The sequence below is a fragment of the Microbulbifer maximicatervae (SeqCode) genome (genome assembly GCF_056231245.1).
On the sequence record NZ_CP174334.1, the window covers coordinates 3,086,908 to 3,100,360 of the forward strand.

General features: G+C 47.9%; 11 protein-coding genes. 2 read left to right on the forward strand and 9 right to left on the reverse strand.

From position 1 onward, the window contains the following. Positions 1–217: 217 nt before the first annotated feature. From ACJJIS_RS13305 to ACJJIS_RS13315, 3 genes are read right to left on the reverse strand one after another with little or no spacing between them, the layout of a single operon-like run. Entirely contained in the window at positions 218–3,325 is a 3,108-nt protein-coding gene (locus ACJJIS_RS13305; RefSeq protein WP_475708317.1) for an efflux RND transporter permease subunit, read from the reverse strand. Positions 3,326–3,368: 43 nt separating this feature from the next. Then, the gene (locus ACJJIS_RS13310; RefSeq protein WP_444894309.1) at positions 3,369–4,433 is read right to left on the reverse strand and encodes an efflux RND transporter periplasmic adaptor subunit; all 1,065 of its coding nucleotides are present in this window, start codon (positions 4,431–4,433) and stop codon (positions 3,369–3,371) included. Between the two features lie 38 nt (positions 4,434–4,471). Beyond that, positions 4,472–4,999, reverse strand: a complete 528-nt coding sequence (locus ACJJIS_RS13315; RefSeq protein WP_282933409.1) for a TetR/AcrR family transcriptional regulator — start codon at positions 4,997–4,999, stop codon at positions 4,472–4,474. A 152-nt stretch (positions 5,000–5,151) separates the two neighbouring features. Here ACJJIS_RS13315 and ACJJIS_RS13320 point away from each other — a divergent pair, with 152 nt between their 5' ends. Beyond that, positions 5,152–5,541 carry a YchJ family protein gene (locus ACJJIS_RS13320; protein ID WP_444916108.1) on the forward strand — a complete coding sequence of 130 codons (390 nt, stop codon included), beginning with the start codon at positions 5,152–5,154 and terminating at the stop codon, positions 5,539–5,541. Positions 5,542–5,562: 21 nt separating this feature from the next. Here the strand turns inward: ACJJIS_RS13320 and ACJJIS_RS13325 are convergent, their stop codons facing one another. Further along, positions 5,563–5,751 carry a hypothetical protein gene (locus ACJJIS_RS13325; protein WP_413665191.1) on the reverse strand — a complete coding sequence of 63 codons (189 nt, stop codon included), beginning with the start codon at positions 5,749–5,751 and terminating at the stop codon, positions 5,563–5,565. A gap of 82 nt (positions 5,752–5,833) precedes the next feature. Next, a complete protein-coding gene (locus tag ACJJIS_RS13330; protein ID WP_475708318.1) occupies positions 5,834–7,042 on the reverse strand; it encodes an RtcB family protein in 1,209 nt (402 codons plus the stop codon). Positions 7,043–7,432: 390 nt separating this feature from the next. Between ACJJIS_RS13330 and ACJJIS_RS13335 the strand changes: the two genes are divergently transcribed. Continuing rightward, positions 7,433–8,203: a pseudouridine synthase gene (locus ACJJIS_RS13335; protein ID WP_475708319.1), complete on the forward strand. Its 771-nt coding sequence runs from the start codon at positions 7,433–7,435 to the stop codon at positions 8,201–8,203. 43 nt (positions 8,204–8,246) lie between these two features. Here the strand turns inward: ACJJIS_RS13335 and ACJJIS_RS13340 are convergent, their stop codons facing one another. The 4 genes from ACJJIS_RS13340 to sohB all read right to left on the reverse strand — a co-directional run bounded on the left by ACJJIS_RS13340 (position 8,247) and on the right by sohB (position 13,422). Then, entirely contained in the window at positions 8,247–9,140 is an 894-nt protein-coding gene (locus ACJJIS_RS13340) for a polysaccharide lyase (protein WP_444916105.1), read from the reverse strand. A gap of 660 nt (positions 9,141–9,800) precedes the next feature. Then, entirely contained in the window at positions 9,801–11,063 is a 1,263-nt protein-coding gene (locus ACJJIS_RS13345; protein WP_445356077.1) for a patatin-like phospholipase family protein, read from the reverse strand. Between the two features lie 159 nt (positions 11,064–11,222). After that, positions 11,223–12,236 (reverse strand): YhdH/YhfP family quinone oxidoreductase, encoded by a 1,014-nt coding sequence (locus tag ACJJIS_RS13350; RefSeq protein WP_444916103.1) that lies wholly within the window; start codon positions 12,234–12,236, stop codon positions 11,223–11,225. Positions 12,237–12,276: 40 nt separating this feature from the next. Then, complete coding sequence (gene sohB / locus ACJJIS_RS13355; RefSeq protein ID WP_282933417.1) at positions 12,277–13,422, reverse strand: protease SohB; 1,146 nt, start codon at positions 13,420–13,422, stop codon at positions 12,277–12,279. Between the last annotated feature and the right edge of the window lie 31 nt (positions 13,423–13,453).

Genomic DNA, 13,453 nt, shown 5'->3' on the forward strand with positions numbered 1-13,453 from the left:
AGACTTAATAAGGTTTGATTACAGACGAAGAATAATTTAGTTCAATAAATTTAATTTTCTGCACAAAGGTCTTCATATATTTCAATGAAAATCTCCCTATCAGAAAACAACCCTATAATTTATGGATAAAAAACGAAGACAAAAAAAATCCCGTACCAAGTGAATAGTAACTTGGTACGGGACTCTTAGATCAGCCCCAAATTAGGGCAAACATGTTTTAAACGGATACAGGTTCGCTAATAGCCGCCTCTTTGCGTTGCTCCTTGGTTTCAGTTTCCCCGCCGATTACTTCGTTGGGTCTCACTTTGTGGAATACCGCATAGAACACAGGGATTGCAATCAGTGTCAACACCGTAGCAAATCCAAGCCCACCCATAATTGTCACCGCCATATCCGCAAAGAAAGCGTCGAACAGAAGCGGGGACATTCCCAAAATAGTAGTGACAGCGGCAAGGAATACCGGACGCAAACGGCTAACGCTGGCCCGTTGGATAGCTGTCAATCTCGGTAGGCCCGCGTGGGTCTGAACCTCAATCTCATCCACCAATACCACGGCATTTTTAATCAACATACCAGACAAGCTGAGGACACCGAGAAGAGACATAAATCCAAATGGTAATCCCGTCGCCAACAACCCGACAACAACACCGACGAGACACATAGGAACAACCAGCCAGATAATCACTGGCTCCCGAACAGTACCGAACAGCAGTATCGACACCAGGATCATAATCAGGAAGCCCAAGGGTAAACCTTTACCTAACGACTTCTGCGCATCGGTAGAACTTTCGTACTCACCACCGAATTCAACCTTGAAGCCTGGTGGCAACTTCATCTCTTCAACCCAGGGACGTATGCGACCAAAGGCTGCCATTGCCGTAACACCTTCAGGCGCATCCGCACTGATGGTAATAGTCGGCACCCTGTTGCGTCTTTGGATCAATCCTTCATCAGCGGTTAACTCGAAATCAGTAATCAACTGTCCTGCCGGAATATATCCCTGCTCATTGGGGCTCCACACCAAGCGGTCTTCCAGTGAACCCACTTGATTGCGATCTCCCTCTGGCATACGGGCAACAATAGGGATAATACGGTCACCGCTTTCAAAGTCGCCAACGGTGTAACCTGCAGTGGCAAACTGAATCATACGGCTGACATCAGCATTGGTAACCCCGGCAACTCGCGCCCGCTCATCATCCAGATGTGCGTGCAGAGTAGGCTCTCTGCTGCGCCAGTTGTGACGAATATCTTCCAGTCCTTTTTCACGGAACTGCTGTTCTACACTGACCGCCAAGGTACGCAGTGTCTGGTAATCCGGACCTGAAATACGCACTTCAACATCCGATCCGCCACCGGGACCAAACACCAGGCGCTTGAAAGTAATCAATGCTTCCGGCTGCGCTACACGCAACTTCGCCTTGGCACTCTCAATCAACTGGGGGATTTGCTCCCGGTTTTCAGTGCGAACAATCAACTGGCCATAAGACGCATTGGGTGGCTCGGGAGCATAGGTCAGCATAAAGCGATCAGCCCCGCGACCAGCTACCGCCGTTACGGAGACAACTTCATCCTGTTCCTGGAAGAATGCAGTCGCTTCCTGAAGCGCCCTGTCTGTACGGTTAATATCACTGCCCTGAGGCATGAAGTAGTTAACATAAAAAAGAGGAGCATTTGAATTGGGGAAGAACCCCTGCTTCACAAACCCGAAAGCAAAGTAGCTGGCCAGGGTCACCACAATAAGTACTGCAATGGTCAGGCCCCTGCGCATCAACGCTCCTGATAAAGCACCGGAATACATGTTGTAGAAGCGGCCATCGTACGGATCATCTGAGTCGGCTTGCTTACCCGGCTTAAACAGGTGATAGCCCAAGTAAGGAGTAATAGTAATTGCCAGTATCCAGCTGAGTAGCAGGGAGATACCAATTACCGCAAACAGGGAGAAAAGGAATTCGCCAGTAGCATCATCGGACAGACCGATACCGGAGAACGCCATAATACCGATAATGGTCGCACCCAGCAGTGGCCAGAAAGTCTGGCGGACTACGCGCCTGGCAGCACTCTTAGGCTCTTCTTTTCTCTGAACCCCCATCAGCATCCCTTCGGCAACCACAATGGCATTATCAACCAACATACCCATGGCGATAATCAGGGCACCGAGAGAGATCCGCTGCAAATTCAAGCCAAACAGGTTCATGATTAACACGGTGCCCAAAACGGTCAAACCGAGGACAGTGCCAACCACAACACCGGATCGCCAGCCCATAAATACACAAAGTACTAGAGTAACGATCACGACAGAGGAAACCAGGTTAAAGAGGAAACCGTCAACACTCTCCTCTACTACCTGGTGCTGTTCGTAAATAGGATGGATTTCTACACCCAGGGGCAATGCCTGTTTAATCAGCTCCAGCCTGGCCTCTACCGCCTTGCCAACGTTCACGATATTGGTATTTTCCGCACCGGCCACACCCAGCAGAATGGCCTGCTTACCATCAAATCGGGCAATAAAGCTGGGGCTCTCATCGTAACCGAGAGAAATATCGGCGATATCACGGACGGCCAGCATCGCAGTAGAACCGGGCACGCCGACGAGAATATTACGAATGGATTCCAGGTCACTTGCAGGATTATCAACCAGTATGCGGGTACGTAAATCCTGACCTCCAATCTCGCCGACTTTCTGGGTCGAACTTTCAGATTGCAGTACCTGCGCTAAGTCATCCAGGGAAAAACCAAACTGGGCCAGGCGGGATTCATCAATATCCAGGTAAGCCACTTCGTCGATAATGCCTGAGCGGGAAACCTTGGCAACCCCCTCAACTCCCAGTAACTCCCGGCGAATCGCTTTGGTAATTTCACGCATTTCAGTCAGCGAAAACCCTTCTCCGGTAATCGCATAATAAATACCGTAAACCTCACCAAAGTCATCATTCACAATGGAGGGTAAAGCACCGCTGGGCAGGTCACTTTGAGCATCATTAACCTTGCGCCGCAATTCATCCCAAACCTGGGCAAGTTCCTGCGAGGCATACTGATCTTTGATTTCCACCCGAATTTCAGACATTCCCGGACTTGAAGTGGAAGAGACCTTGTCCAGCTGTCCCATTTGCTGGATGGCTACCTCAAGCTTTTCGGTGACCTCCTCTTCTACACGCTGGGCGCTGGCGCCTGGGTAGAAGGTGTAAACACGGGCTTCCTTGATCGTAAACGCAGGATCTTCGAGGCGACCAATATCTGAAAGCCCCCAAAGACCACCGATTAAGCAAATCAGCATCAACAGCCAGCTATAAACTGGCTTTTCTATAAATATGTCAGAAATCTTCACAACATTTTCCCTACTGTTAACAGGGCCAGAGCTAACACACTAATTAGTGCTGTGCGTAATTGCGTACTTTTGCACCGTCATAAAGGTGCTGGCCGCCGGTAGCAACCAGTTTCATAGAAGGGCTAATGCCATCTTTAATCTGAACCGACTCACCATCAGTACGCCCGAGGGTCACGGAAGCTTTGGAGACAGACTGGTCTGCATTAATTTGCCAAACATAGGGCTTACCTTCCGGGCCAGTCTGCACTGCTGAAAGGGGAACCCACAGGTCACCACTCGCTTTATTCAACTTCACACTAACGCGAGCGGTCATGCCGGGAAGGATCTGTACATTTTCGGGGCGGGGCATTCCAAACTCGACAACGTAAGTCTGGGTAACGCTATCTGCCTCAGCCTGGTGCTCACGGTAAGTAAGTGGGAACTCCTTGCCCGGCAGAAATTCAAACTCGGCGGTCATGGAGTTGACTTGCTCTTCATTAACCGTGGCCAACAGCTTTTCAGGCACGGAGATTTGAATTCGAACTTCAGAAATATTCTGCAAACGGACAATTGCCTGGCCGGCCTGGACGTTGGTGTAATTCTCTACCAGCTGGCGAGTTGCCAAAGCATCGAAAGGAACCCTTAGCTGGGTATAAGCCAGGTCCTGCTCAGCACGTTCCAGGGTAACTTTAGCCAAGTCAAAGTTACTTTTCGTTTCATCCAGCTGCTGCTGTGAAATAACTTTTGACCCTGCCAGAGAGCGCTGACGATTGAGGGTTTTTTCCAGCAACTCTACATTTAATCGGGCTTCTTTTACCCTGCGCAGGTAATCCCGCTGATCAAGTTCTGCGATCAGGGTTCCCTTTGGAATAATTTCACCTTCGCGAATTGTGAGCTTGTCCAGCTTCCCGCCAACCTGGAAAGATAGGTCGACACTCTGCACTGCCTTAACACGACCGGCAAACTGTCGATCTTTGACCTGGTTATTACTGGCAACGGTAGCTACTTTCACGGGCCAGACGTGCTCTGCCTGCGCCTGCTCCGTCTTCGATTCGGAGCATCCTGCCAGAACTGCAACTGCTGCGATCAAAACGGCCAATGAGAAACGCGATCTTGGCGATATATTCATATTCATCATCCACAAACTTTATTAACTGGGGCTGACCTTTAGTTCAGGTCGGCAGAGAGCGCCAGCAGACGTCCCTGTAAACGTTCAATAATCGGGTCTTCAGACTCAACCACACCGAGTACGCGACCCAGGAACATGCCCTGGGCCGCCAGGATTAGCAGTTCCGCCATTTCCGGGTCACGATACGCATCGCAGATATCGCGACGCTGCTGCTCCTCTTTGTCTTTTACCGGCCCCAGCAACATGGGGTCTTCGGCCACGGCGGCGATCAGTGAGCGAGGCAGCCCCTTGTCGTCCTCCATCAATTCAAAAATGCTCTTCAAGCGCGACACCAACAAGCTGTCCCCCGAGGACACAAAAGTGGCAACACTGTCATCTTCACGAGCTATTGCCGCCTCCAGCATCGCCTTCAGGAGTGACTGCTTAGTTCGAAAATGATGAATCAAACCGCCCTTGCTGAGCCCGCACTGTGCAGCCACCGCATCCAGGGTCAACTTGCGCGCCCCGCGATCCCGGACTACTTCTTCTGCTGCTCGAACAATGGCAGCTTTGTCGACTCTCGACACATGACCTCCTGGGCATCATCAATCAAAACCAACCGGTTGGTCGGTATCTTAGCGGCAACATTTCAAAGGTCAAGCTATGCTACGCTCCCTCACCAGAAAACATGGTTAAAAAGTGTTACGAGAGCGTTAAGTTCACGCTGGAGAGATGATTTATGACGGATCGGTACTGCCCCTGTGGATCGGGCAAGCCCCTTGATAACTGCTGCGGACTCTATTTGTCGGGAAAGGCTTACCCCAATAATGCAGAAGCGGTTATGCGCAGTCGCTATACGGCCTTTGCAACCGGAAATTTTCGGTACCTGAAAAAAACCTGGCATCCCGACACCTGCCCAGAACTGCAAGCTGAGGATATTGAAACCCAGTGGACACGATTGGAAGTTATTAAGAGTAAGGCGGGACTAAAAAAGTCGATTGTGGAATTTAAGGCTTGGTATACAGAAAATGACCAAGAACACCTGATTCACGAAATTTCACTATTTAAGTTATTTAAGAAGCGCTGGGTATATTTGGAAGCTCTACCCAACTGGCCTGATGGGAAATAGGCTAGCAGAGAACACGGCTAACTAAAGAGGCGATATCAACGAAAAAATAGCAGCAAAAGCCTGGGGGCGGGAGTCGCACTCCCGCACCTCTTTACGCAGCTTCTGCTTGCTAGCGAAACGACCCGAAGATTTTGCCTTTACGTGGGCACCGCCCTTTCTCATCAGCGGATTACGCGCAACGTAACTACGAATTTTTTCTTTCTTTTTCATAAAACCTCACCTTTACTTTCCAATAGTAGATCCACTTTTCCAGATATCTTCTCGCTCAAAACTTGTATTGATACCTCCTTATTTACCCCTTGATACAAATTACCTGGCGTAGCGTGTGCACCACTTCCACAAGATCGGACTGGTTCTCCATCACCTGGTCAATATCCTTATAAGCAGCAGGAATCTCATCCAGAACACCCTTATCTTTACGGCATTGCACACCTCGGGTCTGATCTTCCAAGTCCTTTCTGGTAAAACGCTGGCGAGCCGCTGTACGACTCATTTTTCGACCAGCTCCGTGTGCACAGGAACAAAAAGATTCCTTATTGCCAAGCCCACGCACGATAAATGACTTAGCCCCCATAGAGCCGGGAATAATTCCCAACTGATCTCTCTGAGCACTAATAGCCCCTTTGCGAGTCACGAATACATCTCTATCAAAATGGCGCTCGCGAACAACATAATTGTGGTGGCAGTTAATTGCCTCTGTGGTCAAAGTAAACTTTGGTAAGCTTACCTTCAGGCATCCAAGCACAAGCTTCATCATTTCCTGCCTGTTCCAGCGAGCATATTCCTGCGCCCAATTAACCGCTTCAATATAATCGTCAAAATTCTGGCAGCCTTCTGAGAAATAGGCCAGATCCCTATCCGGAAGATTGTGCATATGCCCAGCCATATCCCGTCGGGCCAACTGGATAAAATGCTGACCAATAGCATTGCCAATCCCTCGACTCCCTGAATGCAACATCACCCAGACAGCACCACTCTCATCAATACAAACTTCGATAAAGTGATTGCCACCCCCTAATGTACCCATTTGGGTCACCCAGGTTTTTTGTGGCTGATGCAGCTTCTTCAGTAGCCCTGGATGCTTTGAAAACAATCTATCCACACCGGGAGCTAATAGTTTGCAGGCAGATTCCCTGGCGCTGATCAGTTTATGTCGTCCCTGACCAACCGGCACTTTCACCTCAATGGCGTCCCGCAGTGCTTTCAGATTGTCTGGCAGCTGATGGGCTTGTAGCGAAGTTCGCACCGCATACATTCCACAACCAATATCCACCCCAACGGCAGCAGGAATTATCGCACTTACCGTTGGGATTACCGATCCTACCGTTGCCCCCTTTCCCAAGTGCACATCCGGCATAGCAGCAACATGGGAGTGCACAATAGGAAGCTGGGCAATATTCTTTAACTGTTGCATTGCCTTGGGCTCAATATCATCGGTATAGATTTTTACCGGTACCGTGCCAGGCGGTGCATTTCGATTTAATACTGTTTTTACAGGCATATTTTATCCCTGGATTAATCCACTTAACTGAAACGGCAATCCAAGCTAAAACAAAAAAGCCCCGGCATTTGCCAGGGCTTTTGGAAGGTCTGGCTTGGAAAGCAATATCACTTTCCAAGCTCAAGCGCATGAAAAGCGATTAAACAAATAAACTCTTAATATCTACATTTCGCATTTCACGGCTCCTTAGTGGTGCGATCCACTTCAAAAATACTGCCAATTAGAATGCCAACCTTGAAACTAGATCAGCAATGGAATTTAGGTGCAGTTTATTCTCATTTGGTACCATGTCAAGCCTGTTTTTTGTCTATCGATAAAAATTCTACCCTGAATTCACTAACCAACTTTTACTTTTCAACATAGCTTGAGGGCTCGCTATGCCATAAAATCGTGTTACCGAAATTACAGTCCAGTCGCCACACCCCCAAAATGACCACTCAAGAACCTACCATTCTCTTTGAAGACGACTACTTACTTGCCGCTTATAAACCAGAGGGGTGGCTTGTTCACAGGTCAGAAATAGACCGCCATGAAAAGCGTGTACTTTTGCAATATTTGAGGAACCTATGTGGCAGCTTTCTTTATCCAGTACATCGACTGGATAAGCCTACCTCCGGTGTTATTATTTTTGCCAAAAGCAGCGAGATTGCTGCGCAGGTACAGCAGCAGCTGGAAAGTGATTTATCATCAAAAAAATATATTGCTGTATGTAGAGGATATAGCCCAGAAGAAGGTGTCGTTGACTATGCCCTCCCCCCCGTTGCCGACTTCAAACACCAGAGGAAGCGACCTAAAACGGATCTGCCACGTCAGCAGGCTGTTACACTGTACCGACGCTTGGAGACTATTGAGTTACCTTATGAGGTTGATCGCTACCCAACCAGCCGGTATTCCCTAGTAGAAATCCAATTAAAAACAGGGCGACGCCATCAAATAAGAAGGCATTTCAAGCATCTCCACCACCCTCTAATTGGCTGCCCGAAATATGGAAAGTCAACCCATAATCGTTTCTTTGCCAGCAGGCTCGAGTGCTCTCGACTGCTTTTGCATGCATCTGAACTCAAGCTAGAACATCCGGTGAGCGGTTCTCAGCTGAAAATACAATGCGAAATACAGGGAAGTTTCTTGCAATTAATTCAGCGATTTAAATGGCAACTTTAAATTATAAAGCTCCTGATTTACTCAGAACCCCTCAAGCCAAGCCTTACATAGTGCACGGGGCGGTTTGCCCAGGATAAGAGCACAATGGCGCTGAATTAATAATTTCCGATGTGCAACAGGCTGAGCTTCCGCCATTTAATTGGCCACATCCGGAGCCGCCACAGGCCCCACACGAGCTGGAACAGCAAGCTCCCGACCCATTGTATATTCCAGCTTTCTCATTTTCGCATACAGCCCCCTTAAGGCCATATATCTTTCTCCCTTGTTTCACTGAAATATTGTCAAAGTAGGCATAGACTTTTTTGGAGGGTGACCACAAAGCTGAACTACCGCCATGAAAAGTACTGAACTGAAATTTATCAATAGCCACCCTATCACTACCCGTCAGCCGCAACCCTTGTTCCTCTACAATTTTTTTGCCATTTATAAATAGCTCGATATATCCGTCAGCATTATTTGCGCTGCTATTTAATTGCACAAACAACTCAATCCGATACCAGGTATCCCGCTCAAATCTAAAACTGTCATTCCCTTGATACCCATCTCCACACCGAGCGACTCTATCCTGATGATAGGTATAGAGCCCAACCCTACCCTCCGCACCAAACTTAACCCGCACACTCCAACTCTTCGGATCAATAGGTACGCATCCTGAAGCCTGTCCCCCACCAGCAAGGCCGTGTAGCTTACCGCCCTTAACAAATTCGAAGTTCCGATGAAACTTCACATCGTAAGCGAGAGTTGCCGATGAAACAGATTTGGCTAATTGGGTTGATGTACTAATTCTCTCCGAACCCTTTTCATAAGGAATATACTGAGCTTCCAGAGCATAGCCATCACCGGGCATTGGAATTAAATTTAAATGCTGATCATCAAACGTAGCCAGTGGTTGTAAATCAAAAGTTCTTCGCAACAAGGTAATATCGGTATATTTCATATAGGGAATCCCAACCCGATATCTACCAGAATTTGAAATTGCTCTGAATCTGCCTTGATTTGATGAGAACCCATGTACATAGATCTTCTTTCTTACAAACTTTTTCATTTCCTCATAATTCAAATAAAACTTGAATCCATGGGGAACGCCCTGGGTATCACATATATTGGCAATTCCCTTTGACGACTTCTGATCAGCTCTGGAAACTTTTAATGGAAACCCGCTTCTACTGTCTCCACCTAGATAAAGACCAACAGAAACTGACTTGAATACTCCTTTCTGACACGCCCACCCAGAAACAACCAAGCCTCCCCCCAAATATTCAACCCGATCAACCCTACCGATCATCTGGGCGAAATCCTGATTACCTGTACTAAATGAAAAAAGAGTCACGAGTAAAAACACAGAAAACATCTTGGATAATACCCGACAGCATTGACATCACTATTAAATATAGAAGCTACTTGTTCAGGTGAGTGAGAGCACACACAGCCCAAGAAAATCATAAGAAAGCGCGAAAATAAATGCTAAAGGCTTCCGCCGTCTTGGCGGAACAATATTGGATTTAAGGGCGTTTAACGCCCTTTAGAAACTTGATGCAAAAATATTCACTGAGATGAAAGGCGCTAGTCACGCAAATGAGGGGCGCAGAAACTAAAGTTAGTGTTCAGAATTACCGTGAGAAGCCTCTTCTTGAGATTTACTGCGAATCCCAAATAGCCCCTTGCGCTCAGCTATACCCTCCGGCTCCGGCTGCAAAAAACTGCGCAATTTATCTTTTTCCCACATGGCATCCTGATAGCCGAGATCGATAAGTTCTTCGATATATGGCCTTTCAAATAATAGATAACTGGCTGCAGAAACACCGCCACCGGGATTGGTCGCACCCGTAGAGCGGAATAACCAGCGTAGCGCCGAGGGAAGGTGACCAAGTTTTCTGCCACTAAGACGCCCTAAACTCTGCGAGGGCTCAATAACAACCGACTCTACCGAACGCAACAGTTTCAAATCCGAATGATCTGTTGGATCCACATAGTCAAGTAACATATTTACTCGATCCAGATGCTCCAAGTCTGCCTCCAAGCTATCGATAAATGCGGCATTGAATAACTGAGCAGCTATTTGCGCCATCGAAGGGGACTCCATCTGCGCAGGACTGTTTCGACTCCCCCAATGGGCTGGAGAACGGTTGTCCGACACACCCACCACAAATACACGCTTGGCACCGAGATGCAGTGCCGGACTAATCGGGGCCATCAGACGAATGGCACCATCGCAAAAATAAACTCCATCCAATTTGACCGCCGGGAAAATGGCAGGAATTGCTGCTGACGCCAATAGATGGTCCGAGGTTAATTGAGTGGGTACTCCAAAGCGACGAAACCGCTGCCATCCTTTAACATTCTCCGCTCCCTGAAAAAAGCTGACGGACTGCCCTTCACTATAAGAAAGTGCATTAACACTTGTGGCATGCAAATGCCCAGCCGAAATATTTTTTTGAATATTGTCAAAGTTTATCTCGCGCTCAACCAAGCTGCGCAGCGGACTGTTATCCAGGAGTGCCAAAGGTTTTTGTCTACCCACACCTTGGTTCAAGAGCGAACGACTGATAGAAAACAGGTTCCCAAGTAAACTACGCCAACTGGTGCGATAAACCTGCTCAACACTAAGCTGCAACCAAACAGAGCACATTCTGTCGACAGCTTCTTTAAAGGTACCTGTATGAGAGGCGAGAAGCATCGCGTTCATAGCTCCTGCAGAGGTGCCGCAGATTATTTGAAAGGGCCGAGGATTATCTTCTGGAACCAGTTCCGCAAGCGCCCTTAAAACGCCCGCTTGATAGGCAGCACGCGCACCTCCCCCAGAAAGAACCAGAGCGTTACGCTGGCCAGGTTTGTTACTTTCACTGTTACTTGTCGACAAAGTTTTCTTCCAATACAACAAGCCCGCAAACAACAGAGTCCGCTTAAAGGCTATTGAGAAAAAAGCCCATATACAACTCAGATTCAGAGTTGTCGGGGATATTTGGTAAGATAAATAGAATCTTTTAAGTGTACTTATTATTCTAAATCGATAGATCTATTAGAGAGCCATATCTACAACGTAACGACCTATTCCATGCCCTCTATTTAAGCGCGCAAGAAACTCTGGAGCCTGATCAAGGCTAATATTCTCCGCAATACTGTCGAGCTTATCGCCGATATACCACTCACTGGCCAACCGCTTCCATACTTCTGCCTTCTTTTCTATTGGTAAAACAGCGCTATCCACACCCAACAAACTAATACCGCGCAAGATAAATGGAAATACATTGGCGTGAAATTGAGCACCTGAAGCCATACCACAAGCAGCCACTCCGCCGCCGTAGCGCAGGGATTTAATGACATTAAAAAGCGTTTCCCCGCCCACAGTATCTACAGCCCAAGCCCACAATGGCTTGGCCATCGCTTTATTGGCAAAAGGGGCCAGTGTATCCCGGTCGAGAACCTTCCATGCGCCCAATCTCGCCAAATAATCAGCAGACTCCAACTTTCCCGTCACTGCTGCGACACGAAAGCCTAGCTTCGCCAGCAAGGCGACGGCAACAGAGCCGACGCCCCCCGTTGAACCTGTTACCAGAATCTCTCCATCCTCAGGAGATGCGCCGGACTCCAGGAGCTTTTCAACACAAAGCGCGGCGGTAAAACCCGCCGTACCCAGTGCCATAGACTCCCAAGCTGTTAGGCCTTCGGGGACTGGCAAGGCCCATTGCGGAGGAACGGCAATACGCTCTGCAAGTCCACCAGAAGTATTCATGCCCAAATCGTAGCCATTGACCAATAATTCAGCACCCGGTTGAAACGTCTTGCTCCGATCGAACAGCACTTTGCCCACCGCATCAATGCCCGGAGTATGGGGGTAGGTATTAGTAATCCCACGATTGCCAAACGCAGATAAAGAATCTTTGAAATTCAAGGATGAATAACTTACGGCCAACAGCAAGGGGTTATCGGGAAGCTCAGAAAGTTGACGCTCAACAACAGACTGGTCAAACTTTCCCGCAGCTACTTCAGCAACCTGAATTGCCCGAAATCTCTCATCCTTTTCTATTTCCATGGGGTATATCCCGCAGCACTATCAACCTGTAACGTTACAACTATTGAGCCTGATGACGCAGAGCTGCCAGCCTTGAAAAGAGACGAGTGACCGCCGATTCCACACCTGCTTCTGCCGCCAGCCCTATTTTCTTAGCTATATTTTTCCGTTCTTTGAATTCCACCTGATATAAGTCGCAGTCCTTAGCGCAACTGGTCAAGTACTCATCTGATGTTTTCAGCTCATCGACCAGTCCCAAGGATAGGGCTTTTTGCCCGAACCAAACCTCGCCCGTGGCAACTTTGTCGACGTCGAGTTTTTGACGGTACTCCCCGACAAAGTGCTGAAACAGAATATGGATCTCATCTAAATCTTCTTGGAACTTCTGTTTACCTTCCTCAGTATTTTCACCAAACATGGTTACAGTGCGCTTGTACTGGCCCGCAGTAAACAGTTCGTAATCGATATCATTGCGCTTCAGCAGGCGGTTAAAATTCGGCATCTGAGCTAAAACACCAATAGAGCCCAACATCGCAAAGGGTGCTGCCAGGATACGATCTGCAACACAGGCCATCATGTAGCCTCCGCTGGCAGCCACTTTATCGACAGCAATAGTCAAATGAATACCTGCACTGCGAATCCTGGTTAACTGGCTGGCGGCCAAACCATAGTTCGCCACCATGCCCCCAGGGCTTTCAAGACAAAGGAGAACTTCATCTCCGGACTCTGCCACTTGAAGAATGGCCGTCACCTCTTCACGCAAATGGGAAAGAGCACTCGCTTTGATATCCCCATTAAATTGCATAACAAAGACACGCTTGCGCTCGGAGACCAACTCCCCTTTTATACTCTTGGACTCATGCTCTCCTTCCTCTTTAGCAACGTCGGAAGAAGTAGCAGCACTTTTTTCAGGCTGCTTTTTGCTCTCAGCTTTATGTTTTTTAGCTAGGGCTTTTTCCTGAGTTTTCTTCTCTTTCGCCATTTGCTTTTTACGACGGGCGAATTCGTGCTTATCCATCACAGCTTCAAGCAGTGTTTCTTTAAACTGCTCATAGCGATCATTCAAATGTGTAACTGTGATATGACCCTGAACACGCTCTTTCAGCTGCTCTCGATTTGCAAAAATAAAACCTATCAACACCATTAAGGCCACGACAACCGTAACAATTTTGGCTAGAAAAAGGCCGTATTCAATTAAAAATTCCACTTAGACTCCATTTTCCGTCTTAACTAATTTT